The organism is Idiomarina sp. X4 (genome assembly GCF_002808045.1).
GTDB lineage: Bacteria > Pseudomonadota > Gammaproteobacteria > Enterobacterales > Alteromonadaceae > Idiomarina.
This window is the reverse complement of the sequence record NZ_CP025000.1, coordinates 2,304,226-2,329,513: the sequence shown is the minus strand read 5'-3', so window position 1 is coordinate 2,329,513 and position 25,288 is coordinate 2,304,226. Positions and strand designations below refer to the sequence as shown.

Sequence of the window (25,288 nt, the reverse complement as noted above, 5' to 3'; positions counted from 1 at the left end):
ATAAATGCTCTCTTTAGCCAGCGTTGCGTTATTCAGTCAATTAACGCTTCAGCAGCCTCAGGACGACAAACCGAGGAATCCTGATGGCTGCTCGTTCGAGCAAGTCAAGTTTACAACTGACTTTGCTGCGGGACGTTTACATCATTGTGAGCGAGAACAGGAAGGTCAATTTAAACTCTACTTAAGACCAGAGAAAAAAGACATAAACCCCAGCCCTTGGTATGCGTTTGCAGTTGAAAACATGACGGATAAAAGCAAGACCTTTACTATTACCCTATTCGCAGAAAAAGGTATTTCTAGGTATAAGCCGAAACGTAGCGGTATCGGTGAAGACATGTGGCACCCTATTCCTTTTTCAGAAGGCGATGGCTGGTTAAAGTTTGAGGTTACTCTGCCCGCAAAAGAGAAGGAAATTATCGCTGGGCAAGAAATCATCGATAACGTCCACTATATAGAATGGTTAAGTAGTTTAATTAAAGAGCCAGAACGCTCAAAAGTCATTTCTCTAGGGGTCTCCAGCGAAGGGAGAAACCTGGCAGCCTTAGAGCATACGGTCTCTTCAAGCGATAAGTGGCTGATACTTATCGGCCGTCAACACCCACCAGAAGTCACTGGTGCAATCGCGCTTCTTCACTTTGGGGAACTGTTATTCAGCGATGAGAAATACGTTTCAGACTTCCGAAAAAACTACAACATACTGCTTGTTCCTAACATGAATCCCGACGGGGTATATCATGGCAATTGGCGCTTAACCGCCGCTGGAGTTGATATGAACAGGGACTGGAAGAACCAAACGCTTCCAGAGACTCAAGCCCTGACAAAATACCTAGAAAATGTGGCAGAAGATGGTGGAAAAATTGAATTTGCGATTGATTTTCACTCGACTCGCCGCAACGTTTTTTACACCATTCCCAAAGGCTATGAGCCTATTTCTGGAGCACCCCTACGGGATCCTCAGAGGGTCTATAACTGGATAGAAGAAGTCACTGAAATAGTCGACTCGGTTGAGCTTGATTATCAACCTGGCGCGCACCCTGAAAGCGGTGTGTTCAAACAGTTTATTACCGACAAGTTCGCGGCTCACGCAGTGACCTATGAAGTCAGTGACAACGAAGATCGCGATAACATAAAACGTGTCGCAGAAGCCGCTTTAATTTCCCTTATAAATCGCCTCGATTAAAGGTTTCGTAAATACCGTTGAAGCTTTGCTACCTAGGCTATAGCGTTATTGATGTGAAAAGAAAAGCAACATGTATAGAAACCAAACAGTAAGGAAGCATCATGAAAAAGACAATCATTGCACTCGCTTTAATTGGAACTTCAACAGGCGCTTTAGCGGACTCTCCTAACTGGGATAAAATTCAGGCGACCTATATCGAAACGGACATTGAAACGCCCCTTGATGAAGACATTTCAATGGATGGTTATGCTGTGTCTGGCTCGCTTTCACTCAGTGACTCAGTTTTTGTTTTAGCCAACTTCGACTCAGTTGGCGACGAGTCAGACTTTGGTGACGTGGATTTAGATTCACTGAATGCAGGTTTAGGTTTCAATCATGGTATTACCGACTCAACCGACATTTTCGCGACTGTAACCTATGAGAAGCTTGAACTTGTCGGCTCTATCGATGCTATTGGCTCAGAGTCATTTGACGAATCTGGCTATGGTGCTGGGCTGGGTATACGCTCTATGATAACCGACTTTTTCGAACTCTCTGTCAAAGCTGACTATCTGGATATTGAAGATGAAAACGCTATTCGTTATGACGCATCAGCGTTTTTTCACCTAACGCGCAACTTATCGCTGGGTGTTGGTTATAAATTGTATGATTTAGATGAGATTGATCAGGACATCGATACCATCGGTGCGAGCGTCCGTTACAGCTTCTAAATAACATAAAAACTGGCGTATACATGGTTATACGCCAGTCATCTGGTTTTTATTCATCAGTTATTTGAAAAACAATTCTAATTTCCTACCGATCTAACTTTAAGAATTCTCCGTAGCTTCTATACTCTACTCATGAATTTAAAAATAAAGCTTTAAATTCAAATGCGTAATAGCGCCTATTTTTAATAAAGGGGAAGCTAAATGACCAAAAAAAAAGAAGAAGAGGTACTGCGCGGCGACAAAGATGTAGAACGAGAGCGCCAAGCGTCAGACCCAATGATTCCAGACGGGGAAGTTAACCCCATAAATACGGACTACCAAATTGGACAAGACAACGTGGTCATGAAAGTAGGTCCATTCGGGCTTGATTTTCATAACCGCGTTTTTGCTATTTCAGGGCTAGCCATTATCGCTTTCGTATTTATTACGTTAGCATTTCAGAATCAGGCAGAGCCAATATTTACCAGCACGAAAAACTGGTTAACAGCGAATTTAGACTGGTTCTTTATTGGGGCTGCAAACATATTTGTCTTACTTTGTTTGTTCTTAGTATTTTCCCCATTAGGAAGAGTCCGAATTGGGGGTACAGAAGCAAAACCTGACTTCTCTTACCTGGGCTGGTTCTCAATGTTATTTGCGGCAGGCATGGGTATTGGACTCATGTTTTATGGTGTGTCCGAGCCTATAACGCACTTCAGTACCGCTCTTGGCGGAACGGAAGTTAACGCGGATGGTATTCGCACCGACTGGGCGCCGCTTGGCGCTGCCGGAGGAAATGAAGAAAAAGCCATTGCCCTTGGTATGGCTGCAACCATTTTCCATTGGGCTTTACACCCTTGGGCCATATACGCAGTTCTGGCTTTAGGCTTGGCACTGTTCTCTTTTAATAAGGGATTACCATTAACCATTCGCTCTATTTTCTACCCCATTTTGGGAGAGCGTGTTTGGGGCTGGCCAGGCCATATCATTGACATCATTGCCATTTTGGCTACGTTGTTCGGCTTAGCTACATCACTGGGTTTAGGCGCCTCTCAAGCGGCTTCCGGCTTTAACTTTTTATTCGGTTGGGACCAGGGCAGTACAACGCAAGTGTTGCTGGTTATCGGTATTACCGCTGTCGCTTTAGTCTCTGTTTTAGCCGGCCTTGAATCTGGTGTTCAGCGTTTATCGCAAATCAATATGACACTCGCCGCACTGTTAATGCTCTTTGTTATTATAGTGGGGCCAACGGTTGCTATTCTGACTGGTTTCGTCGATAACCTGTATAACTACGTTGTGAACTTACCTGCACTGTCTAACCCCGTTGGTCGGGAAGACTTAAACTACTCACAAGGCTGGACTTCATTCTATTGGGCGTGGTGGATAGCATGGTCACCTTTTGTAGGCATGTTCATTGCTCGTGTTTCTCGCGGTCGTACTGTACGTGAATTCTTAGTTTCAGTGCTGCTGATTCCATCACTGGCTTGTGTGTTCTGGATGAGCGTATTTGGTACCGCGGCTATTGAGCAATTCCTTGCCGGCGCAGAAAAGGTCGCAGAAGTTGACTTATCATTACAACTGTTTGTGATGTTGGAAGGCCTGCCCTGGACGGGCATCACATCCTTCGTAGCCATTGTCCTTGTCATGGTGTTCTTCATTACGTCATCTGACTCTGGCTCATTGGTTATTGATACCATCAGTGCGGGCGGTAAAGTTCACGCACCAACCACTCAGAAAGTATTCTGGTGTACTTTTGAAGGATTAGTCGCTATTGCTCTAATCCTTGGCGGTGGCCTTGTTGCCTTGCAGGCGATGGCGGTATCAGCGGGACTTCCATTTACGATCGTTCTACTCGCGGCGTGTGTTGCGCTAGTCCAGGGCTTGCGCTCTGAACCACGAGTTGGTAAAACCACAAAATAATCGACCACGAGCGGCACCTCTGGGTGTCGCTCACCTTTTAAGGTGCTTATATGGAAGCTGAGCACGTAGAAATACTGAACTTCTTACGCAAGTACTCTCCTTTTAACGAGCTACCGGAAGAAGAACTTCAATTAACGGCACAAAACACCTCTGTTGCTTACTTTAAAGCGGACACTCAAATCCTTGAATTTAATCAACACATTGATGCACTTCACGTTGTCAGAAGTGGCTCTATAGAGACTTATCACAAAGACGGCTCGTTGTTTAACCGCTTAGATGAAGGCGGTTTTTTTGGAGAAGCCGGCTTACTTCGCAAAGGCCGAGTCCGCTTTCCCGTAAAAACCATTGAAGACACTTTGCTCTACTATATCCCAGGCGATTTATTCAATCGTTTTTATGATGAATACGATGCTTTTGCCGACGCCGTTGAAGTTGAAGAGCAACGTCGGGTCAGTCACGCGGTAAAAACGCATGAAAGCCGCAATCGTACGTTGTCCGCTCGAGTGGAAACGTTAATTACACGCGAGCCAATCGCGATTAACAAAAGTGCATCAATACGTGAAGCTGCTTGCTTAATGACCGATGAGAAAGTTTCGTCTTTGCTCATTTATGACGATGAAAAACGGGATATCCCCACCGGAATAATAACCGACAAAGATTTGCGAAAACGCGTGCTTGCAGTGGACAAAGACGCCTCCGATCCAGTGGCCGACATTATGTCGGAAAATTTAGTTTTTGTTCAGCATAATAATCGGGTTTTTGAAGCGTTCTTGACGATGCTACGCACCAACTTACACCACTTACCGGTATTACGTCAGTCCAAAGTCATAGGTGTTATTGCTTTGTCAGACGTAGCGAGACATGAATCACAAAGCAGTCTGTACATTGTGTCGAGTATCTTTAAACAAACCAGTATTGAAGAACTCTCCCAATTAGTTCCAGATGTCCACAAAAGCTTTGTGCGTATGGTTGAAGAAGACGCGAACTCTCGCATAATCGGGTCGGCCATGGCGACCATTGGGCGCAGCTTTAAACAACGCTTATTAGAGTTGGCTGAGGAAAAGTATGGTCCGCCTCCTGTACCATACTGTTTCCTGGCTCTCGGCTCCATGGCTCGTGATGAACAAACCGTTGTGACCGACCAGGACAATGCAATGGTTCTGGATGACAGCTTTGAACCTAAATTGCATGACAAATACTTTTTAAATATTGCGCAGTTTGTTTCTGACGGGTTAAACGCTTGCGGTTATACGTATTGCACAGGCGATATAATGGCAACCAACCCTAATTGGCGTCAGCCGTTATCAAAATGGAAAGAATACTTCACCGACTGGATAGAAAACCCGTCACCAGAAAAGCTTCTGCATTCGTCCATTTTCTTCGACTTAGATGGCGTCAGTGGTGAGATGCGTTTTGCAAAAGAATTAAACCAGCTCATTCGAAAAAAGGCGCCGAAACATAAGCGTTTTTTGGGATCGATGGCTCGCAATGCGTTAAACCGTACTCCCCCACTCGGCTTTTTTAAAGACTTTGTCATGGAGAAAGACGGTAAGCACCGTGACAGTATAAACACAAAGCGTCGCGGCACCGGCCCGGTGGCCGACTTAATTCGTGTACACGCTCTAGCTATTGGTGCACAACGGCAAAATTCGTTTGCTCGCCTCGAAGAAATTATTGATGCCAATATCTTACCCAAAGGTCGCGGTCCTGATTTACGGGATGCATTAGAATTAATTTCTATGGTTCGAATTCGTCACCAGGCGTTAGCTCTGGAGGCAGGTGATACGCCAGATAACAATGTGGCGCCTGAAGACCTGTCTGACTTTGAGCGTAAAAACTTGAAAGATGCTTTCCAAATTCTCAGTAATGCGCAGAAATACCTGCGTTATAAATACTCTGGAGGCTAATTATGCTGTATTTGCCACCAGACGCCGAGAATAAGCAGAGAAGAAGCACGGCAAACTGGCCAAAGCGATTTCAGGAACTTGCGGAGAAAGCAAAGCACCCCGCCCTTAAGCGCTACTACGAAGCCGCAATTGCTGCGGCTGAAACACCAATTAAAGACGTGCCGATGGTTGCTGTTGACTTCGAAACGACCGGTCTTGATCCTGACAAGCACGGCATTATTAGTATCGCGGTTATTCCTATGACACTGGGACGAATCGACATGAGTCAGGCCAGGCAATGGGTGGTAAAACCCCGACGGTTATTAACCGAAGAATCGGTCACTATTCACGGCATAACGCACAGTGAAATAGAGCGGGCACCGGATTTAGCCCAAGTCATTGACCCACTTCTAGAGGCTGTCGCCGGCAAGGTATGGGTGGTTCACTACAACGGTATTGAGCGCCCTTTTTTACAAGGGGGCTTTAAAGAACGTTTAAACGAGACCATTCATTTTCCAGTTATCGATACGATGGAAATTGAAGCACGCTTCCATCGCCAAAAGCGAAGTTTATGGGACAAAATAACCGGTAAAAAGCCCGTATCTATCCGTTTAGCTGACAGTCGGCAGCGCTATAACCTGCCCTTTTATGCTCCCCATGATGCCATGACAGACGCGCTTGCCTGTGGTGAGTTGCTGCAAGCACAAATTGCGCATCACTTTTCGCCAGAAACCGCCATTGGAGATATTTGGCTGCCCTAGACTACTTTTATCTGAGAGCGTCGAGACTATCCAGAATATGTTGGAGATCGGAAATTTCGGTTACTGCACTTGGTATCATAAGTTTACGTAAAAATACTGGCATGTGCCTTTGATTCGTGTCAGGTTTTACTTTCTCATATAATTCAAAATTAAACATTATCCAATGGTCTAAAAATGAAGAATATTGTTTTTCTTACGTCAATTGCCGTCGCAAGCTTTGTCCCTTTTAGCTCTGCTCAAGTTATAAAACCGGCACCACAGGTGACAACCCAAGCCCAGGCTGAATTTTTTGCGGCCATTAATGAACATTGCGGGAATTCATACGCTGGTGAGGTGACTGTTGATACGCCGGCCAGCGACGGTTTTGAAGGCCCACTCATTATGCACGTGCGCAAATGCGGCGACGCAAAAATAGAAATTCCTTTTCACGTTGGAAGTGACCATTCACGTACTTGGATTCTAACCCAAACAGGCTCTGGTATTAGCCTTAAGCATGACCATCGCAAACCGGACGGAAATTATGATCCGTTAACGATGTACGGGGGACATACGATAGATAAGGGTTACCCAACTGCTCAGTCTTTCCCTGCTGACGCCTATTCAAAGGAATTATTTATTGAACTCGGAGTACCTCAATCGAACACGAATATTTGGCAAATGTATATTCATGACGACACTTTTACTTACCGCTTAATTCGCGAAGGCAGAGAGTTTCGGGTTGATTTTGATTTAACAGAAACAGTTGATACACCGCCTACGCCATGGGGCTATGCTGATTAAAATTATCAATGCAACAAAATGGCAACAATTTGTAACATTTTGCGTTTAAAGCTAATGTGAAGAACTGACATAATAGAAAAGGAAAAGCACATTATTTTATAAAAACTACAAATTAAAATCGGGTAAACCACCATGCTCCTATCACTATTTAAGCAGAGCGATTTATTGAGTAAAAAGCAAAAGTCAGCTTTTATGCTTGGCTTGTCAATAACTTTAGCGTTACCGTCAGCTGAAGTAATAGCACAAAATTCAGCTGATTCAGTCCCTGAAATCCCTGTTGAAGATTTCTTCTCTAATACCCTTTATACTGATGTGGTTATTTCTCCAGAAGGCACTTATTATGCGATAAAAGCCGACGCAGGAGATCGCGATCAGTTAATGGTTATTCGACGGTCTGACAATGAGTTAACCGCAAGTTTTGAATTAGGACAGTATCAACGTTTTAGTAAAATAAACTGGGTAACTGATGAACGTTTTATCTTCGAAAGTCGCAAGCGCGTTGGCCTTTGGGATGAGCAAGAACAGCCACCAAACCTTTATGCAATAAACGCGGATGGAAGCCATCGTCGTGAATTGTTTAGTTGGGGAGTATCAGGTTACTCATTGTTAAGCATGATGCCAAATGACCCTGATCACATCATGATTAACAAATACCATTATTCTGACCGCGGTGAAGCCAAAGCCCACCGAATTAACGTAAACTCAGCACGCTCCTATTATATGGGCGAACAGCCACCCAAGGCAGATCAACTCATTGCAGATAACGATGGTAACCTTCGCCTTAGTTTCGCCTATGAAGAGGATGACGAAGATGCTTATGGTAAAGGGGACTTAAGTATTTACTTTAAACCCGTTACTGGAGGAGAATGGAAGAAATTAGAGCTCGAAGGTTACGAAGACGGTCAGACACTGAATTTTTATGGTTTCTCTCCTGATAACCGTTATGCCTACTTCGGTACTGATTTTGAAAGCAAAGTTGCTGAGGTTTATCAGTTTGATACTCAGACCGACAACATCGAGCGTTTAACAAAAAATTCATCATCCGATGTATTATCGCCAGTACTTGATGTCAAAGGCGATATTATTGGTTTTGACTTTATGCCCGATAAAATCAAGCGGGTGTACACTGACAATAGCGAAAGTACAGCGTTAATGAAAAACCTTGATAACGCATTTCCCGGACAACGTGTCTCCATTACCAGTAGTGCAAAAGACGGAGAACTTGCCGTCGTGTATGTCCGCTCGGACACTAATCCAGGTTCTTACTTTTTATTTAATACAAAAACCATGAAAGCCAGTTTTATCGCTGCACCTAATAAAAAGCTCAACCCTAATCAATTAGCTCCAATGCGCCCATTTACAATTACTGCGCGTGATGGGCTTGAGCTGCCAGGATACATCACGTTACCCAAAGGGGCTGAGAAAGGCGACAAATTGCCAATGATCGTTAATGTTCACGGTGGTCCACATGGTCCTCGTGACATGTGGGGGTTTAGCGCAGAAAACCAGTTTTTTGCTAATAGAGGTTATGCAGTTTTACAAGTTAACTTCCGAGGCTCTGGAGGTTATGGTTCTGAATTTCTCCAAGCCGGTTATGGAGAATGGGGGCGTTCAATGCAAGATGACGTAACTGATGCCACCCTATGGGCTATTGAACAAGGTTATGCGGATCCCGAACGCATTTGTATTTATGGCGGTAGTTATGGTGGTTATTCAGCCATGATGGGGATAGCTAAAGAGCCTGATTTATACCAGTGCGGAGTTGGTTATGTAGGCGTATATTCACTTCCTCTAATGTATGATGCCGGTGATATTTCACGCAACCAATCAGGTGAAAAATATTTAGAGCGAGTTCTTGGCACTGACATGGAGGTATTAAAAGCGAACTCCCCTGTTAACCTAGTTGAGAAGATGAAAGCTGATATTTTACTTGTACACGGAGAAAAAGATGTTCGTGTTCCAATTGAACATTATAATGCACTCACTCAAGCATTAGACCGTGTAAATAAGCCTTACCAAACGTTCGTCAAAGAAGACGAAGGACATGGATTCCAAAAAGAAGGCAATAAATTTGAGTTATATAAAAAGTTGGAAACGTTTTTTGATAAACATATAGGTGAATGATTTCCTAGTCTGCACAAAAGGTCGTCATACTTTGACGACCTTTTTTATTAACGATCACTCCAATGCGTATTTTTATTATCTCGCTCTTCCTTTTCCATAAGCACTAAGGTGAGATAAATTTTGGTGGGCAGCGATAAAATAATACCGATGGCATTCATCGCCGCCCCCAAAATATAACCACGAAAATCAATATCATCATTACCAAAGGTTACTACCAACACGACGTGACCTAATAAAATCAGGCTGATACCTGTAATCATGGCAATTTTAAGCAGTTTGACTTGCGTGGTTTGCTCCATTTAAAGAACGTCACCCGGGATACGGACATTGCCTTCCATTAAGACCCGCGCGCTACGGCTCATAATGGCTTTTATGGCGGTCCATTGTCCGTTAACCTGTTTGCACTCAGCGCCCACCTGTAAGGTACCTGAAGGGTGACCAAAATTAACCATGGTACGGTCATTGCCACCCGCCGCAAGGTTTACGGTCGTGCCGGGAATTGCTGCGGCGGCTCCAATAGCCACTGCTGCGGTGCCCATCATGGCATGATGCAGTTTCCCCATCGACATCGCACGTACCAGTAAATCGACCTCAGTCGCTCTAATCTTCTTACCACTGGAAGCGATATAGTCTTTCGGCGACGCGACAAACGCCACTTTCGGCGTATGCTGGCGATTAGCTGCTTCTGAAACATCGTCAATCAGCCCCATTTTTACGGCACCGTACGCACGAATAGTTTCGAAACGCTCCAAAGCCACAGAGTCGCCATTAATGGCTTCCTGTAATTCGGTACCGTCGTAGCCAATTTCTTCCGCATTCAGAAAAATGGTTGGGATACCGGCGTTAATCAACGTTGCTTTTAAGGTACCGATACCAGGAACGTCTAAATCATCGATCAGATTACCGGTCGGAAACATCGACTCGCCATCTGCTGATGGGTCCATAAATTCCACCGGCACTTCCGCTGCCGGGAAAGTAACCCCATCCAGAATAAAGTCACCGGTTTCCTGTACTTCACCATCCACCATAGGCACTTTATTAACAATCGTTTTGCCAATATTCGCCTGCCAAATACGGACTTCGCAAATACCGTTTTCGGGGATGCGTTCAGGCGCTACCAAACCATTCGCAATGGCAAAAGGGCCTACCGCTGACGATAAGTTACCGCAGTTACCACTCCAGTCGACAAATGGCTTATCAATCGACACCTGACCAAACAGGTAATCAACATCATGATCCGGCTGTTCGCTCTTAGAAACGATGACCGTTTTACTGGTGCTCGACGTCGCACCGCCCATGCCGTCAGTGTGCTTAGCATAAGGATCGGGGCTACCAATAACACGCAGTAAAATTGCATCGCGGACTGCGCCGGGTTGCTGTGCAGCTTCGGGCAAGTCCTGCAAACGGAAAAACACACCTTTCGAGGTCCCGCCACGCATGTAGGTGGCGGGAATTTTAATTTGTGGTTTAAACGCCATAGCTCAAACTCCTTAGCTTGCTTCCGCTTCTAAAAAGTCCTGCGCAAAGCGCTGTAATACACCACCGGCCTCGTAAATAGAGACTTCCTCTTTGGTGTCCAGACGACAAATGACCGGAACTTGCTGCGACGACCCGTCTTTACGGTGTATGGTCAGCTGCAATACCGCACCCGGAGCTGGCGTTCCTTTCACGTCAAAGGTTTCCGTACCATCAATATTCAACGTCTTACGTGTGGTGCCTTCTTCAAACTGCAATGGCAACACACCCATACCAATTAAGTTGGTACGGTGAATACGCTCGAAGCCTTCGGCAACAATGACCTCAACACCCGCTAAGCGAACACCTTTCGCCGCCCAGTCGCGTGAAGAACCCTGACCATAATCCGCACCCGCCACGATAATCAGCGGTTGTTTATTGGTCATGTAATGCTCAATCGCTTCCCACATGCGCACAACTTTGCCCTCTGGCTCAATCCGCGCCAGCGAGCCCTGAATGACATCGCCATTGTCATCGCGCACCATTTCGTTAAACAACTTCGGGTTAGCGAACGTAGCCCGTTGTGCGGTCAAGTGATCGCCGCGGTGCGTCGCATACGAGTTAAAGTCTTCTTCCGGTACGCCCATCTTGGCCAGATATTCGCCGGCGGCACTGTCTGCCATGATGGCATTCGACGGTGACAAATGGTCAGTGGTGATGTTATCACCCAGGACCGCCAGAGGCCGTAAGCCGGTTAAGCTATTTTCTGCAGCCAAAGCGCCTTCCCAGTATGGCGGACGGCGGATATAGGTGCTCATTTCTCGCCATTCATACAACGGATTATTTTTCTCACCGTAGTCGACGCTCAGATTGAACATCGGGTCATACACTTTGCGGAATTGCTCCGGCTTAACGCTCTGTTTGACGATGCGATCGATTTCTTCGTCGCTCGGCCAGATGTCCTTAAGCGTTACCGGATTACCGTCATGGTCATACCCTAGTACATCTTTTTCGATATCAAAGCGAATGGTACCCGCGATAGCGTAGGCCACTACCAACGGTGGTGACGCCAGGAATGCTTGTTTCGCATACGGATGAATACGACCATCAAAATTGCGGTTACCCGACAAAACGGCGGTCGAGAACAGGTCACGGTCGATGATTTCTTGTTGGATTTTCGGATCCAGTGCACCACTCATGCCGTTACAAGTGGTACAAGCAAACGCCACCACACCAAAACCTAAATCTTCCAGTTCCGGCAATAAGTCAGCCTCTTCCAGGTACATTTTGACGGTTTTGGAGCCAGGCGCCAGAGACGATTTAACCCAAGGCTTACGCGTTAAGCCTAGTTTATTAGCGTTACGCGCAATTAAGCCAGCTGCAATCATATTGCGAGGGTTACTGGTATTGGTACAACTGGTAATCGCCGCAATAATGACTGCGCCATCCGGCATTTTACCGTTTTCAGGGTATTCAATATGCTTAGCTACGCCGCGCTCAGAAAGCTCTGCTGCTGGTAGCAAAGCGTGCGGGTTAGACGGTCCAGCTAAGTTACGTTCAACTTTCGATAAGTCAAAACGTAAGACACGACCGTACTCTGCGGTTTTCAGACTGTCGCCCCACAAGCCGGTTTCTTTGGCGAACTTCTCAACCAATTCGACCTGGTCATCATCACGGCCGGTCAGTTTTAAGTAATCGATGGTTTGATCATCGATATAGAACATCGCCGCGGTTGCACCGTACTCCGGCGTCATGTTCGAAATCGTCGCACGGTCGCCAACGGTCAATGCTTCTGCGCCTTCACCGAAGAACTCAAGGTAAGCACCAACCACACGTTCGCGACGCAAGAATTCAGTCAGCGCTAAAACCAAATCAGTACCGGTAATGCCCGGACGCAATTTGCCGGTTAACTCAACACCTACGATATCCGGCAGGCGCATATAAGAGGCACGGCCTAGCATGACACTTTCTGCTTCAAGACCACCGACACCAACAGAAATAACGCCTAAAGCGTCCACCATTGGCGTGTGGCTGTCAGTACCAACACAGGTATCAACAAAGGCCACATTGTCACGAACCTGCACCACTGGCGACATTTTCTCCAGGTTAATCTGGTGCATAATCCCGTTACCGGGTGGAATCACGTCAACGTTTTTAAAAGCCGTTTTGGTCCAGTTAATAAAATGGAAGCGATCGTCGTTACGACGGTCTTCAATGGCACGGTTTTTCTCAAACGCGTCTTTTTCAAAACCTGCGTGTTCAACCGCCAATGAATGGTCGACAATCAGCTGCGTGGGCACAACCGGGTTTACTTTGGCTGGGTCACCGCCCTTCTCTGCAATCGCATCACGCAGACCGGCTAAGTCAACCAATGCCGTTTGACCCAAAATATCGTGGCAAACCACACGCGCCGGGAACCACGGAAAATCATGCTCTTTTTTGCCGTAAATTAGCTGCTCTAGCGACTGCGTTAGAATCTCAGGCGGGCAACGACGAACTAAGTTTTCTGCCAATACACGCGAGGTGTACGGCAGTTTTTCGTAAGCGCCCGGTTCAATAGCTTCAACGGCAGCACGAGTATCAAAATACTCGAGCGTCGTGCCGTCTAACTTTTTGCGATACTCATTATTCATATTAACGGTCACCAATTGCAGGTACTGGACGTGCCTCTGGACCAGTGTAGTCCGCCGACGGACGAATAATACGGTTGTTCGCACGTTGTTCTTTAACGTGTGCTGTCCAGCCGGTTACCCGCGACATAACAAAGATTGGGGTAAACAGTTTGGTTGGAATGCCCATGTAGTTATAAGCCGACGCATGGAAGAAGTCTGCATTCGGGAATAGTTTCTTCTCGCGCCACATGACTTCTTCACAACGCACAGACACGTCATATAAACGGCTGTCACCGACTTCTTCAGACAGTTTCTTCGACCACGCTTTGATGATGTCGTTACGGGGATCAAACTCTTTGTAGATGGCATGACCGAAGCCCATGATTTTTTCTTTGCGCTCTAACATGCCCATCAACGTTTGTTCGGCATCTTCCGCGTCTTTCATGTCTTCGATAAGCTCCATTGCTGCTTCATTCGCACCGCCGTGCAGTGGGCCACGCAATGAGCCAATTGCACCGGTAACACACGAGTGAATGTCAGACAGTGTTGAGGCACAAACACGCGCCGTAAAGGTTGATGCATTAAATTCGTGCTCTGCATACAGAATTAATGACGTGTTCATTACATCGGCATGCAATTGCGATGGCTTCTTGTCGTGCAATAAGCGTAAGAAATGCGCGCCGATAGATTCTTCTTCTGAGTCCGTATCGATACGAACGCCGTCGTGAGTGAAACGATACCAATAAAGCACGATACCCGGGAATGTCGCTAGAAAGCGCTCAATGTGGTCGTCGGCTTCATCAAAACTTTCTTCCGTTTCCAGGTTACCCAGCATTGAGCAACCGGTACGCATAACGTCCATTGGGTGCGCTGATTTAGGAATGCGCTCCAGCACGTCTTTTACTTCTTGTGGTAATACGCGCAGTGATTTTAAGCGTTTGCGGTAATCGTCAAGTTGCGACTGAGTGGGCAATTCGCCTTTTGCCAACAGGTAGGCCACTTCCTCAAAGCTGACTTTTTCAGCCAGTTCTTTGATGTCATAACCTCGGTAGGTTAAGCCTGAGCCACTTTTGCCAACAGTACATAATGCCGTTTCGCCGGCTGATTGTCCGCGCAAGCCTGCGCCACTTAGTTTCTTCTCTGCCATGATTTTTCCCTTCTTAATTTTGTTTATTTTTTAAATAATTGATCGAGTTTTTCTTCGAAATCGTGATAGTTCAAAAAGTCATACAATTCCGCTCGGGTTTGCATGTCATCAACAACGGCTTTTTGGTCGCCGTTTTCTAGAATACTATTGTAGACGTTCAGTGCCGCTTTGTTCATAGCTCGGAAGGCACTTAATGGATAAAGCACAATCTCAACGCCGACATCGGCCAACTCTTGTTTATTGAACAGTGGCGTAGCACCAAACTCAGTAATGTTAGCCAGTACCGGCACGTCTAATGCGTCTGTAAAGGCTTTATAGTGCTCCAGCGTGTGCACCGCTTCAGCAAAAATGGCATCCGCACCAACATCAACACAAGCTTGTGCGCGCTCAATTGCCGCATCGATACCTTCCTGTTGGAACGCGTCCGTACGCGCCATGATGTAGAACTGCTCATCGATACGCGCGTCAACAGCCGCTTTAACGCGGTCAACCATTTCCTGCTGGCTGACAATTTCTTTATTAGGACGGTGACCACAACGCTTTTGCGCGACCTGATCTTCGATATGGAAGCCAGCAGCACCAGCGCGGCTCATTTCTTTAACCGTGCGGGCGATGTTGAATGCGCCGCCCCAACCGGTATCAGCATCAACTAAAAGTGGCAAGTCGCTGGCACCGGTAATACGACGGATGTCTTCACACACGTCGTTCAATGAAGTCATACCCAAGTCAGGTAAGCCAAACGAAGCGTTAGCAACACCGGCACCGGACAGATAAAGCGCTTTATGACCCACCTTTTCTGCCATCATGGCGGTGTAAGCATTAATGGTACCGACAATTTGTAGTGGACTCTCATCGGCTACGGCTTGGCGCAATTTAGCGCCTGGGCTTTCTAAATGACTCATGATACTTCCTTATGTGCTTGTAGTTTTGTTTCAATGTTTTTGCGTGATGCACTTATATGCCGGCGCATCAACAAATCGGCAAGTTCACCATCGCGGTTAGCAATGGCCGTAATAATGGCTTTATGCTCGTCAAAGGCACGCGACACCCGCGGCCCATTCATTCCCAACTGCACACGATACATGCGAACCAAAAAATACAGCTCGTCACACAACATGTTAATTAAGTATTGGTTTTTACTGGCAAGAATAATGCGGTAATGAAAGTCGACGTCGCCCGCTTCTTGATAATAGCTTTCGCCCTCGCGCACTCGCTGGCTTTCCAAGTGCTGCTCTAACAACTTAGACAGCGCCTCAATTTCATCATTAGCCATTTGCTCTGCCGCAAGCCGACAGGCTAACCCTTCCAGCTCCTCCCGTATTTGATACAAGGCAATTAGGCCTTCGTAGGTCAGCGTGACAACGCGAGCGCCGGCGTTTGGAGTACGTTCCACCAAATGACAGCGTTCTAACCGCGCCAGTGCTTCACGCAACGGCGCCCTACTCACATTAAACTGTTTAGCAAGGCCCGCTTCGCTGATTTTGCTTCCCGCAGCAATATCGCCTTCAACAATGGCTTTTTGCACCGCAACTAAAACACGATCGGCTGACGTGACGGGTGATCTGAATGAGTACGGCTGATCGTAAAAGGTCTGCATAGGTTATTTCAATTAATAAAAACGTCTTGGTTGTCGACAATGCAACTAGGGTAGTCGAAATAACTGCATTTTTCAATTCGTTTTGATTGATATTGTCGACAATTTAAATGGCTTAACTTTTCGTAATTTAAGCGTGTCTAAGCCTTCCAATGATCTGATAAGATGCTTTTATGAATGACGTTTTAATGAACTTTTTTGATTTGGGGCAATACGCACAGGCTCCACTCCCCGGCAATTACAATCACTGGCTGGTTGTTTTGTCTTACCTCGTTGCCTTTATCGCGTCATTTACCGCATTAAAGATTTTTGAGCGTGCGCACCGGCACCGCTCTGTCAGTCAACAAAAAACCTGGACTCTGATTACGGCAATAGTCGCCGGTATTGGCGTATGGAGCATGCATTTTATAGGCATGATTGCTTTTCAGTTACCTGTTATGGTTTCTCACAGCGTGGGACTAACCCTGGCGTCTATTGTTCCTGCTGTTATCGGCAATTATTACGCGTATTCACTCCACCTGTCAGAAGACAGGTTGGCAAACTTCAAAAAAGCGCGTGCTCGGTTCTCTTTAAAAACAAACATTCTCTCCGGCATAATTTTAGGCGCAGGCATTGGCCTAATGCACTACATGGGGATGGAAGCCATGCAGCTGAACGCCGAGCTGCTCTACTCACCGGTATGGTTCGCCGCCTCAATTCTTATAGCAGTCGTTCTGGGCATATTCGCCACGAGCACCTACAGCCGCTCGAGCACAATTCGTGGTGCAAAAAACGAACTCCGTAAAATCCAGTTTGTTACCGCGTTGATTATCGCTGCAGCAATTAGTGGCATGCATTACGCGGCTATGCTGGCCGCTCGCTTTTACCCCACAGCCTCTACGGAAATTCTGCCAATAGGTTCTCAACACCAACACTTATGGCTGATCTACGCCATCGTCGTTGCTGTCACTCTGATCGCACTGATTTCCTGGGTATCATCCGTTATTGATAAACGTTTCCAGCACAACTACCGGGCTATCAAGCAGTCAGATAAGCGTATTCGGGAGTTAGCCTTTAATGATACATTAACCGGCCTTCCAAACCGCCGCTCATTGCTTGATTACTTATCGCAACAACAGCAGGAAACGCCGGAAAACGAACACTTAGTCCTGTTCTTACTCGATATCGATAAGTTTAAAGTGCTGAATAACACGCTTGGACCGACTTTAGGTGATCTATTGTTACAGTCCGTTACTCACCGACTAGAGCGTGTTGCATTAAACGTACACATGGTGGCTCGCCCCAGCTCCAACGAATTTGCCGTGGTCGCCCGGGTACAGAAAAGTAACAATCCGGTACAAGCGCAGTCTCACGCGCTCAGTATGGCCAAAACGTTGCAACAAGAATTGCAAGCCCCCTACTCGCTCAAAGACTACCGTCACCAGTGCTCAATGAGTTTTGGTGTCACTGTTGTTGATAGTTTTAAAAAGTCGTCTGAGGACATTCTTGTTCAGGCTGCGCTGGCCTTAGCAGAGGCAAAACGTAATGGTATGGGTGAAATTCGCTTGTATCATCCTGAAATGGCCGACGCGATAGAAAAGCGAGTGAAACTGGAAGCAGAATTGCGCCAGGCTATAGAAACACGCGATGGGCTGGAACTGTATTTACAACCCCAACTTGATACAAACCGTCAAGTCATTGGCGCAGAAGCACTGATTCGCTGGCATCATAGTGAACGAGGCATGGTGTCGCCAGCAGAGTTTATTCCACTGGCGGAGGAAACTGGACTTATTATCGGCTTGGGTGACTTAATTAATGAACAAGCCTGCCAGATTATACGTCAGTGGCAACAATTAGGGCTAACCGACTTGGTACTTTCAATTAACGTCAGTGCCCCACAATTCCAGCAAATGGATTTTGTCGACAAATTAAACTCTCTGCTAAAACAATATGAAGTGCCTGCTGGTCAACTTAAGCTTGAATTGACAGAAAGCGTACTAATGCAAAACCTGGATGACGTTATTCATAAAATTAAGGAGTTGAAGCAGCTGGGTATCCAATTTGCGCTAGACGATTTTGGAACAGGCTATTCATCACTATCCTACTTAATGAAGCTGCCGTTCGATGTGCTCAAAATCGATGTGTCTTTCGTGCGCGATATGTTTCAGTCCGAACAGAAAGAAGCCATTGTACAAACTATTGTTCAGTTGGCGCATAACCTGGGTCTTAAAGTGGTGGCTGAGGGTGTAGAAACAGAGAAACATTTTGACTACCTCTCTTCACTTGGCTGTGATTACTTTCAGGGCTATTTATTCAGTAAGCCAGTTGCAGAACCTGACTTTCGTAAGCATAGTAAGCACTTCAAATAACAACTCTCTTGGGTGCTTTTTATGTTTGAATGGGTAACGATGCCAGAGGCTTGGATAGCTCTTGCCACTTTAACTGCCCTGGAAATAGTCCTAGGTATTGATAATATCATCTTTATTTCAATACTGGTTGGTCGCTTACCGGAATCTCAAAGAGATAAAGCAAGAACCCTTGGTCTCGTATTAGCAATGGTCTCGCGCTTGTTACTGCTCTTTTCTCTTACTTGGGTGATGACTCTAACCGAACCGCTCTTCACTGTGTTTTCAGAAGAAATATCCGGAAGAGACTTGATTCTCTTACTCGGGGGGCTTTTTCTCTTAGGAAAGTCGACGTTAGAAATTCACCACTCGCTTGAGGGGCCTGACGAGACAAAGACAGCCATCGTTTCAGCGTCTTTTGTATCCATCATCGTTCAAATATCCATTCTGGATATTGTTTTTTCCCTTGACTCTGTCATTACAGCAGTTGGTTTAGCTGAACATTTATCCGTCATGGTTATCGCTGTTGTTATTTCCGTCGGCGTTATGCTGCTCGCCGCCAAATCGGTGAGTGAATTTGTCGACCAACACCCAACGATTAAAATGCTTGCGCTGAGCTTTTTGATTCTTATTGGTATGACACTGGTAGGTGAAGGTTTTGGTTTCCACGTACCAAAAGGCTACGTTTACTTCGCTATGGCGTTCTCGCTTACGGTAGAAATGCTAAATATAAAAGTTAGAAAACGCCGCTCTAAACGAGAACCCGTCAAATTACGCAAAGGAATACCGGGCGACGCATCGTGAAAACTAACGAATTCGTCGTTTTCGGTTCCATTATATGGCGACCACTAGTAAAGTATTGCCACCTTTTTCGACTCCGACTTTAGTCGAATAAGCTAAAAATAGACATAACTATTTGATGTTAAATAACAAAATGGATAACAAGAATGGATCCTAAGAATATAGTCGATAAAGACTCAAGCTTTTTCGGACAGCCAGGGGGATTACAAACCCTGTTCTTTACCGAAATGTGGGAGCGCATGAGTTACTACGGCATGCGCGCGCTGCTCGTTTTATTCATGACCGCCAGTTTGCAAGAAGGTGGCCTCGCGATAACCGTTGCCTCTGCAACGGCTATTTACGGTCTATACACCGGCGCTGTCTATTTCATGGGCTTGCCGGGTGGCTGGATCGCTGACCGCTTGTTAGGCGGTCAACGCGCCACTTGGTACGGCGGTATCATCATTATGCTTGGCCACATTGTTTTGGCCATTCCTAGTGAAGCCGGCTTCTTCGTTGGCATGATTTTAGTGGTACTGGGTACAGGCTTATTGAAACCAAACATTACCGCTATGGTCGGGCAACTGTACAGCTCCGATGATGACCGTCGAGATGGCGGCTATACCCTGTATTACATGGGTATCAATATTGGTTCAATCATCGGTTACTTCGTCACCGGTTACCTCATGGAAAATGCAGGTTACCATTGGGGCTTTGGTGCAGCAGCTGTTGGTATGGCATTCGGTCTTATTCAGTACAAACTGACTCAGTCTAAGTTGAAAGGCGTTGGTGAGAAACCACCTAAACCAATGAGCCCAAAAGCGACTAAGCGTAGCTGGAGCATCATTTGGCTATTACTAGCGGGTTTAGCGGTTTATACCTTTTTAGCCTTGAATGACTACGTCACGATTGATCCAACCGTCGTTGCCGGAAACGTTGCCATTATTTTCACGGTGATATTTTTCCTGTACTACCTGTCCGTTTTTATCTTCGGGAAGCTGACTCGAGACGAAATGAAGCGACTCGGTGCACTATTCTTGGTGTGTATTGCGTCAACGATGTTCTGGGCAGGTTTTGAACAAGCAGGTTCTTCATTCAACCTGTTTGCCCGCGACTTAACCGACCGCATGGTCGGTGATTTTGAAATCCCGACCACTTGGTTCCAGTCACTGAACTCGATATTCCTGGTCATCATGTCGCCGTTTTTTGCCGCGCTATGGATTAACCTAAGCAAGCGCATGATCAACCCATCGTACGGTTTTAAGAGTGCGATAGGCCTTATCATTATGGCGACGGGATTTATTGTCATGTTCTTTGCGTCCCAGGCAGCAGCTAGCGGACTTAAAGTGGCGCCATATTGGTTGGTTGCGGTGTACTTTATTCATACCGTTGGTGAGTTGTGCTTAAGCCCAGTTGCCCTGAGTGCTGTGAGTAAGTTGTCACCGAAGCGCATGGCAGGCCAGATGATGGGTATCTTCGTACTCACCTACTCTATCGGTAACGTTGTTGCCGGCTTGTTGGCTGGTGGTCTTGACCCGAACAACCCACAGGCGATGCCTGAGCTTTACTGGACTATCTTTGTGTTCGGTGTGAGCGTTGGTGCGGCGGTATTCGTACTGGCCCTGTTTACCCGCAAGTGGGAAAAGCTGGCGCCGGACGACGGTGAAGACGAGCACCCAGGTGCAGTTATTGATGCTAACGAACCGGTTAGCAAGCCTTAATAGAGGCTAATCATTTAGCATGTAAAAAAGGGACCTTTCAGGTCCCTTTTTATTATGCCCGATTTATTTTTTAGGCTTTTCCGACACGTAGATAATAATCTCACCAGCAGCAACCACAGTACCATCATCCCGTTTCGCTTCCACGGTTATCGGTTGTTCACCCACTCGCCAGGTCTGCTCTGATGCCTTCGCCTCAATAGTCACGTCACTGTTTGTTTTTGCCAAATACTGAACATTCATCCCCTTGGGTATCCAACGCAGATGCTTTGGAATAGAAGCCTCCGCAACCGCGCCCATGGCCATTTCCATGCCATTACACACCGCAATAGCATGCACCGTACCAATGTGGTTCTGAACGGCTTTGCGCTTTTTGAACGTAAGCTGACAAAAATTAGGCTCTAATTCAGTAATAAGCGGCTTAATGGTTTCAAAATAAGGCGCTTTTCGGGCAAACATGGTTGAGAATATATTGCGCCCAAACGGCATTTTTAAACAGCGTTCGTATAAGTTTATTAAGTAATTGCCATTGGCCACTATTCTCTCTCCCGGAAGTCGAATTGACAAATTATAGGCATAAAAAAAGCAGGCCAAAGCCTGCTTTTTTATTAGCTTAGACTGCTCAATTATAAGCTCGCTAAGGTTTCATTCAATACTGAGCAAGGACGCATTGCTGCAGACACTTTCTCAGGGTTTGGCTGGTAATAACCGCCAATATCCACTTTCACGCCCTGAACGCCGTTCAGTTCATCAATAATGGCTTGCTCATTACCAGACAGTTTGTCAGACAGCTTACTGAAACGTTCTTTCAGTTCAGCATCGTCGTTCTGATTTGCCAGTGCTTCTGCCCAGTACATGGCCAGATAGAAATGTGAACCGCGGTTATCAATTTCACCGGCTTTACGTGACGGTGACTTGTTCTCGTCTAAGAACTTAGCTGTTGCAACGTCAAGACTGTCAGCCAGAACTTGTGCACGCTTGTTATCAAACGTACGGCTTAAGTGTTCAAGAGAGGCCGCTAATGCCAGGAACTCGCCTAGAGAGTCCCAACGTAAGTGGTTTTCTTCCACAAATTGCTGGACGTGCTTAGGTGCTGAGCCCCCTGCGCCCGTTTCAAACAAACCACCGCCATTCATCAACGGCACAATTGACAGCATTTTCGCTGACGTACCCAGTTCCAGAATTGGGAATAAGTCGGTCAGGTAGTCACGCAGAACGTTACCAGTTACAGAAATGGTATCTTTACCTTCTTTCACACGCTGTAGTGTGTGGCGAGTTGCTTCTACCGGCGCCATAATTTGGATATCAAGACCGTCAGTGTCGTGCTCTTTTAAGTACTCTTCGACTTTCTTAATTAACTGAGCGTCGTGCGCACGGTTGCTGTCTAACCAGAATACCGCTGGCATGCCACTTAAGCGTGAACGGGTCACTGCCAGTTTCACCCAGTCGCGGATAGGAGCGTCTTTTACCTGACACATACGCCAGATATCACCTTCCTCAACGTTATGTTCGAACACAACATCACCGGCCTTATTCAACACTTTCACAACGCCGTCAGCTGGAATTTCGAAGGTTTTATCGTGCGAACCGTACTCTTCTGCTTTTTGCGCCATTAAGCCAACGTTAGGTACTGTACCCATAGTGGATGGGTCAAATGCGCCATTTTCTTTGCAGAAGTTAATGGTTTCTTGGTAAAGACCGGCATAGCAGCGATCAGGAATCATTGCTTTAGCATCTTGACGACTGTCGTTTTTGTCCCACATTTTGCCCGAGTCACGGATCATCGCAGGCATAGACGCATCAATAATGACGTCACTTGGAACGTGCAGGTTGGTAATACCCTTGTGCGAGTTAACCATCGCCAATTCAGGCTGGCTTGAGTAAACCGCTTCCAGATCAGACTCAATCTCAGCGCGCTTGTCTGCGTCCAATTTCTCAAGTTTGTTATACAGGTCGCCAATACCGTTGCTGGCGTCAAACTCAATGTCTTTCATCACGTCGGCATGCTTTTCAAGAACATCTTTAAAGAAAACACGTACCGCATGACCAAACATGATTGGGTCGGACACTTTCATCATGGTCGCTTTTAAGTGCAGAGACAGTAAAACGCCTTCTTCTTTTGCGGCAGCGGTTTCCTTTTCAAAGAACGCCTGCAATTGCTTTTTGCTCATAGTGGCTGCATCAACAACTTCACCTGCCAAGACAGGCACAGACCCTTTCAAAACTTTTTGCTCACCATTCGCTTCTAAAACAATTTTGAAGCTGTCATCGGTAGCCGATGTCATTGATTTTTCGCTGCTGTAAAAGTCGCCATCGCTCATGTGCGCAACGTGAGACTTTGAGTCTTTTGACCACTCACCCATGCGATGTGGGTTCTTTTTCGCATAATTTTTTACTGCACTTGGTGCACGGCGGTCAGAGTTACCTTCACGCAACACTGGGTTTACCGCACTGCCTTTTACTTTGTCGTAACGTGCACGAACGTCTTTTTCTTCGTCTGTTTGCGGGTCAAACGGAAAGTCCGGCAGTTTGTAACCTTGTTCCTGTAGCTCTTTAATACATGCCGTCATTTGTGGAATAGACGCACTAATGTTTGGCAGCTTAATAATGTTTGCTTCTGCAGTTTTCGCCATTTCGCCCAGCTCAGCTAAAGCGTCTGACTGACGTTGTTCTTCGGTCAGGTACTCCGGAAACTGCGAAATAATACGACCAGCCAAAGAAATATCGCGGGTCTCCACTGAAACACCGGCCGCTTTTGTGAAAGCTTCAATAATCGGTAATAACGAGTATGTCGCCAAGCGTGGCGCCTCGTCCGTTTCAGTGTAAATAATCTTTGCTTTATCAGTCGACATAGTCATTCCTATTCGTTGGACCTAAAGTAAATATGCAAAAAAAGGTGGCAAGATTATAGGCGATTTAGCCCTCAATTACCATGTACCGATATTCTCCATTGACGCCCAGGGTTCTTGTTCCGGAAGGCTTTCGCCTTTTTGGAGTAGTTCGATAGAAATATTATCGGGTGAACGGACAAACGCCATGTGACCGTCGCGCGGGGGACGATTAATAATAACCCCGTTATCCTTCAACTTCTGGCAAAGATCATAAATATTATCTACCTCGAACGCTAAGTGTCCGAAATTACGACCACCGCTATACGTTTCAGGATCCCAGTTACAGGTCAGCTCCAGTTCAGGAGAACGTTCGCTTTCAGCACGTTCATAATCATCTTCTGCGGCAAGGTAAACTAGGGTAAACCGCCCCTTCTCAACTTCCTTGCGCGACACTTCTTTCATGCCGAGTAAATTGCAATAGAAGTGCAATGAACGCTCCAAATCGTGCACTCTAACCATGGTATGTAAATACCGCATTGCCTGCTCCTTGAACACTTTTCTTGATCTATATTAAAGATGCATATAAGATGCATTTATTAAACATGCATTAGGAATGTTTATTATGAAACCTCTAACACTGTTAAAAACCTCTAACACCTCTATGGTGGTGTTCTTACTACTTTCAATTGTTGTGTTTTATTTGGCCTGGTTTCAGGAAGAAAACCTGCCACTTATGCTGCTGGTATTTTTGCACTTATCTCAAGTTATTTTAGCGGGCTTATTTAAAGTCGCTTATGTTTTCAGACTTATCGCGCAAAATCAGCTAGGGCAAGATCTTCGCTAACTATTGAGCCGCTGTTTTCGTTCTCGCCAGTCGGGGAGATAATGATCCATAAGGCTGTAAAACCGCTTATTATGGTAACGCTCATATAAGTGTGTGAGTTCGTGCACGACCACGTACTCCAAGCTTTCCGGGGCTTTCGCAATCAAGTCGAAATTTAACCAGATCTTATGAGTACGAATGTTGCAGCTGCCCCAGCGAGTCTTCATTTTTCTCACACCAAAGTCACTGGCGGCAACCTCCATAATGGGTTGCCACTGTTCCAGTAGCTGCGTAATACGCCCTTTTAACTGAGCGCGAAGCCATTTATCTAACTGTTTTTTACGGGCATCTAAGTTCGAAGGATCAGACAGGCTTAAGGTTAATGTCTTGTTCTTTTGGCAAAGCGTCACTGCGCCAAGGTGAGGAAAGGCGCTTTTAAGTACCGCATTCAAGCGATAGCTTTGCCCTTCAAAAAATACCTCTGCATGGTCTTCATAGGACTGAAATTTAGGGGTCGCTAATTGCCGCTGCAATAGCTTTTGTTGCTGCTCTTTTATCCAGTCACTTCTCGCTTCTAAAACTGACTGAATATAACCACCCGGCCAGTGCTTAGGCGCCGACACCTCAACACAGCCGGGTTCTTTCATCCTTAAATAAAGATGCT

Annotated in this window: 21 protein-coding genes; 11 read left to right on the top strand and 10 right to left on the bottom strand. The window is 46.1% G+C overall.

Features of this window, described 5'->3' with window-relative positions; all coding sequences use genetic code 11:
* The first annotated feature begins 4 nt into the window (after positions 1 to 4).
* The 7 genes from CWC33_RS11275 (at position 5) to CWC33_RS11245 (ending at position 9,340) form a co-directional block, all read left to right on the top strand.
* A complete protein-coding gene (locus CWC33_RS11275) occupies positions 5 to 1,180 on the top strand; it encodes a M14 family metallopeptidase (protein ID WP_100692009.1) in 1,176 nt (391 codons plus the stop codon).
* A 101-nt stretch (positions 1,181 to 1,281) separates the two neighbouring features.
* The gene (locus CWC33_RS11270) at positions 1,282 to 1,890 is read left to right on the top strand and encodes an outer membrane protein (RefSeq protein WP_100692008.1); all 609 of its coding nucleotides are present in this window, start codon (positions 1,282 to 1,284) and stop codon (positions 1,888 to 1,890) included.
* A gap of 276 nt (positions 1,891 to 2,166) precedes the next feature.
* Positions 2,167 to 3,789 (top strand): BCCT family transporter, encoded by a 1,623-nt coding sequence (locus CWC33_RS11265; protein ID WP_232709875.1) that lies wholly within the window; start codon positions 2,167 to 2,169, stop codon positions 3,787 to 3,789.
* Between the two features lie 50 nt (positions 3,790 to 3,839).
* Positions 3,840 to 5,696, top strand: a complete 1,857-nt coding sequence (locus CWC33_RS11260; protein WP_100692006.1) for a DUF294 nucleotidyltransferase-like domain-containing protein — start codon at positions 3,840 to 3,842, stop codon at positions 5,694 to 5,696.
* 2 nt (positions 5,697 to 5,698) lie between these two features.
* Positions 5,699 to 6,436, top strand: a complete 738-nt coding sequence (locus CWC33_RS11255; protein WP_100692005.1) for a 3'-5' exonuclease — start codon at positions 5,699 to 5,701, stop codon at positions 6,434 to 6,436.
* A 174-nt stretch (positions 6,437 to 6,610) separates the two neighbouring features.
* Complete coding sequence (locus tag CWC33_RS11250; RefSeq protein WP_100692004.1) at positions 6,611 to 7,216, top strand: hypothetical protein; 606 nt, start codon at positions 6,611 to 6,613, stop codon at positions 7,214 to 7,216.
* Positions 7,217 to 7,381: 165 nt separating this feature from the next.
* A complete protein-coding gene (locus tag CWC33_RS11245) occupies positions 7,382 to 9,340 on the top strand; it encodes an alpha/beta hydrolase family protein (RefSeq protein WP_157803494.1) in 1,959 nt (652 codons plus the stop codon).
* A gap of 47 nt (positions 9,341 to 9,387) precedes the next feature.
* Here CWC33_RS11245 and CWC33_RS11240 read toward each other — a convergent pair whose 3' ends face one another.
* From CWC33_RS11240 to CWC33_RS11215, 6 genes are read right to left on the bottom strand one after another with little or no spacing between them, the layout of a single operon-like run.
* Entirely contained in the window at positions 9,388 to 9,639 is a 252-nt protein-coding gene (locus tag CWC33_RS11240; protein ID WP_100692002.1) for a hypothetical protein, read from the bottom strand.
* Entirely contained in the window at positions 9,640 to 10,818 is a 1,179-nt protein-coding gene (gene prpF / locus CWC33_RS11235; protein WP_100692001.1) for a 2-methylaconitate cis-trans isomerase PrpF, read from the bottom strand. It lies immediately after the preceding gene.
* Positions 10,819 to 10,830: 12 nt separating this feature from the next.
* Positions 10,831 to 13,428 carry a Fe/S-dependent 2-methylisocitrate dehydratase AcnD gene (acnD, locus tag CWC33_RS11230; protein WP_100692000.1) on the bottom strand — a complete coding sequence of 866 codons (2,598 nt, stop codon included), beginning with the start codon at positions 13,426 to 13,428 and terminating at the stop codon, positions 10,831 to 10,833.
* A gap of 1 nt (position 13,429) precedes the next feature.
* Positions 13,430 to 14,554 carry a bifunctional 2-methylcitrate synthase/citrate synthase gene (gene prpC, locus CWC33_RS11225; protein ID WP_100691999.1) on the bottom strand — a complete coding sequence of 375 codons (1,125 nt, stop codon included), beginning with the start codon at positions 14,552 to 14,554 and terminating at the stop codon, positions 13,430 to 13,432.
* Between the two features lie 23 nt (positions 14,555 to 14,577).
* Positions 14,578 to 15,456, bottom strand: coding sequence for a methylisocitrate lyase (gene prpB / locus CWC33_RS11220; protein ID WP_100691998.1), 879 nt, complete (start codon positions 15,454 to 15,456; stop codon positions 14,578 to 14,580).
* Positions 15,453 to 16,151, bottom strand: a complete 699-nt coding sequence (locus tag CWC33_RS11215) for a GntR family transcriptional regulator (RefSeq protein WP_088768055.1) — start codon at positions 16,149 to 16,151, stop codon at positions 15,453 to 15,455. Before CWC33_RS11215 ends, prpB begins: the two co-directional genes overlap by 4 nt.
* Before the next feature lie 170 nt (positions 16,152 to 16,321).
* Between CWC33_RS11215 and CWC33_RS11210 the strand changes: the two genes are divergently transcribed.
* From CWC33_RS11210 to CWC33_RS11200, 3 genes are all read left to right on the top strand, one after another.
* Positions 16,322 to 18,496: a putative bifunctional diguanylate cyclase/phosphodiesterase gene (locus CWC33_RS11210; RefSeq protein WP_100691997.1), complete on the top strand. Its 2,175-nt coding sequence runs from the start codon at positions 16,322 to 16,324 to the stop codon at positions 18,494 to 18,496.
* A gap of 21 nt (positions 18,497 to 18,517) precedes the next feature.
* Positions 18,518 to 19,276, top strand: a complete 759-nt coding sequence (locus CWC33_RS11205) for a TerC family protein (protein WP_088768053.1) — start codon at positions 18,518 to 18,520, stop codon at positions 19,274 to 19,276.
* Between the two features lie 143 nt (positions 19,277 to 19,419).
* The gene (locus CWC33_RS11200; protein ID WP_100691996.1) at positions 19,420 to 20,973 is read left to right on the top strand and encodes a peptide MFS transporter; all 1,554 of its coding nucleotides are present in this window, start codon (positions 19,420 to 19,422) and stop codon (positions 20,971 to 20,973) included.
* A gap of 63 nt (positions 20,974 to 21,036) precedes the next feature.
* Here CWC33_RS11200 and CWC33_RS11195 read toward each other — a convergent pair whose 3' ends face one another.
* The 3 genes from CWC33_RS11195 to gloA form a co-directional block, all read right to left on the bottom strand.
* On the bottom strand, positions 21,037 to 21,507 hold the full coding sequence (locus CWC33_RS11195) for a hotdog fold domain-containing protein (RefSeq protein WP_100691995.1): 471 nt from the start codon (positions 21,505 to 21,507) through the stop codon (positions 21,037 to 21,039).
* An 89-nt stretch (positions 21,508 to 21,596) separates the two neighbouring features.
* Entirely contained in the window at positions 21,597 to 23,822 is a 2,226-nt protein-coding gene (locus CWC33_RS11190) for an NADP-dependent isocitrate dehydrogenase (protein WP_100691994.1), read from the bottom strand.
* Positions 23,823 to 23,897: 75 nt separating this feature from the next.
* Positions 23,898 to 24,338 carry a lactoylglutathione lyase gene (gene gloA, locus CWC33_RS11185; RefSeq protein ID WP_100691993.1) on the bottom strand — a complete coding sequence of 147 codons (441 nt, stop codon included), beginning with the start codon at positions 24,336 to 24,338 and terminating at the stop codon, positions 23,898 to 23,900.
* Between the two features lie 85 nt (positions 24,339 to 24,423).
* On the opposite strand from gloA, the gene CWC33_RS11180 reads away from it, so the two are divergent.
* On the top strand, positions 24,424 to 24,645 hold the full coding sequence (locus CWC33_RS11180; RefSeq protein ID WP_088768048.1) for a hypothetical protein: 222 nt from the start codon (positions 24,424 to 24,426) through the stop codon (positions 24,643 to 24,645).
* On the opposite strand, the gene CWC33_RS11175 is transcribed toward CWC33_RS11180, so the two are convergent.
* Entirely contained in the window at positions 24,642 to 25,271 is a 630-nt protein-coding gene (locus CWC33_RS11175) for a M48 family metallopeptidase (RefSeq protein ID WP_198511822.1), read from the bottom strand. The genes CWC33_RS11180 and CWC33_RS11175 overlap by 4 nt on opposite strands.
* Positions 25,272 to 25,288: the final 17 nt, after the last annotated feature.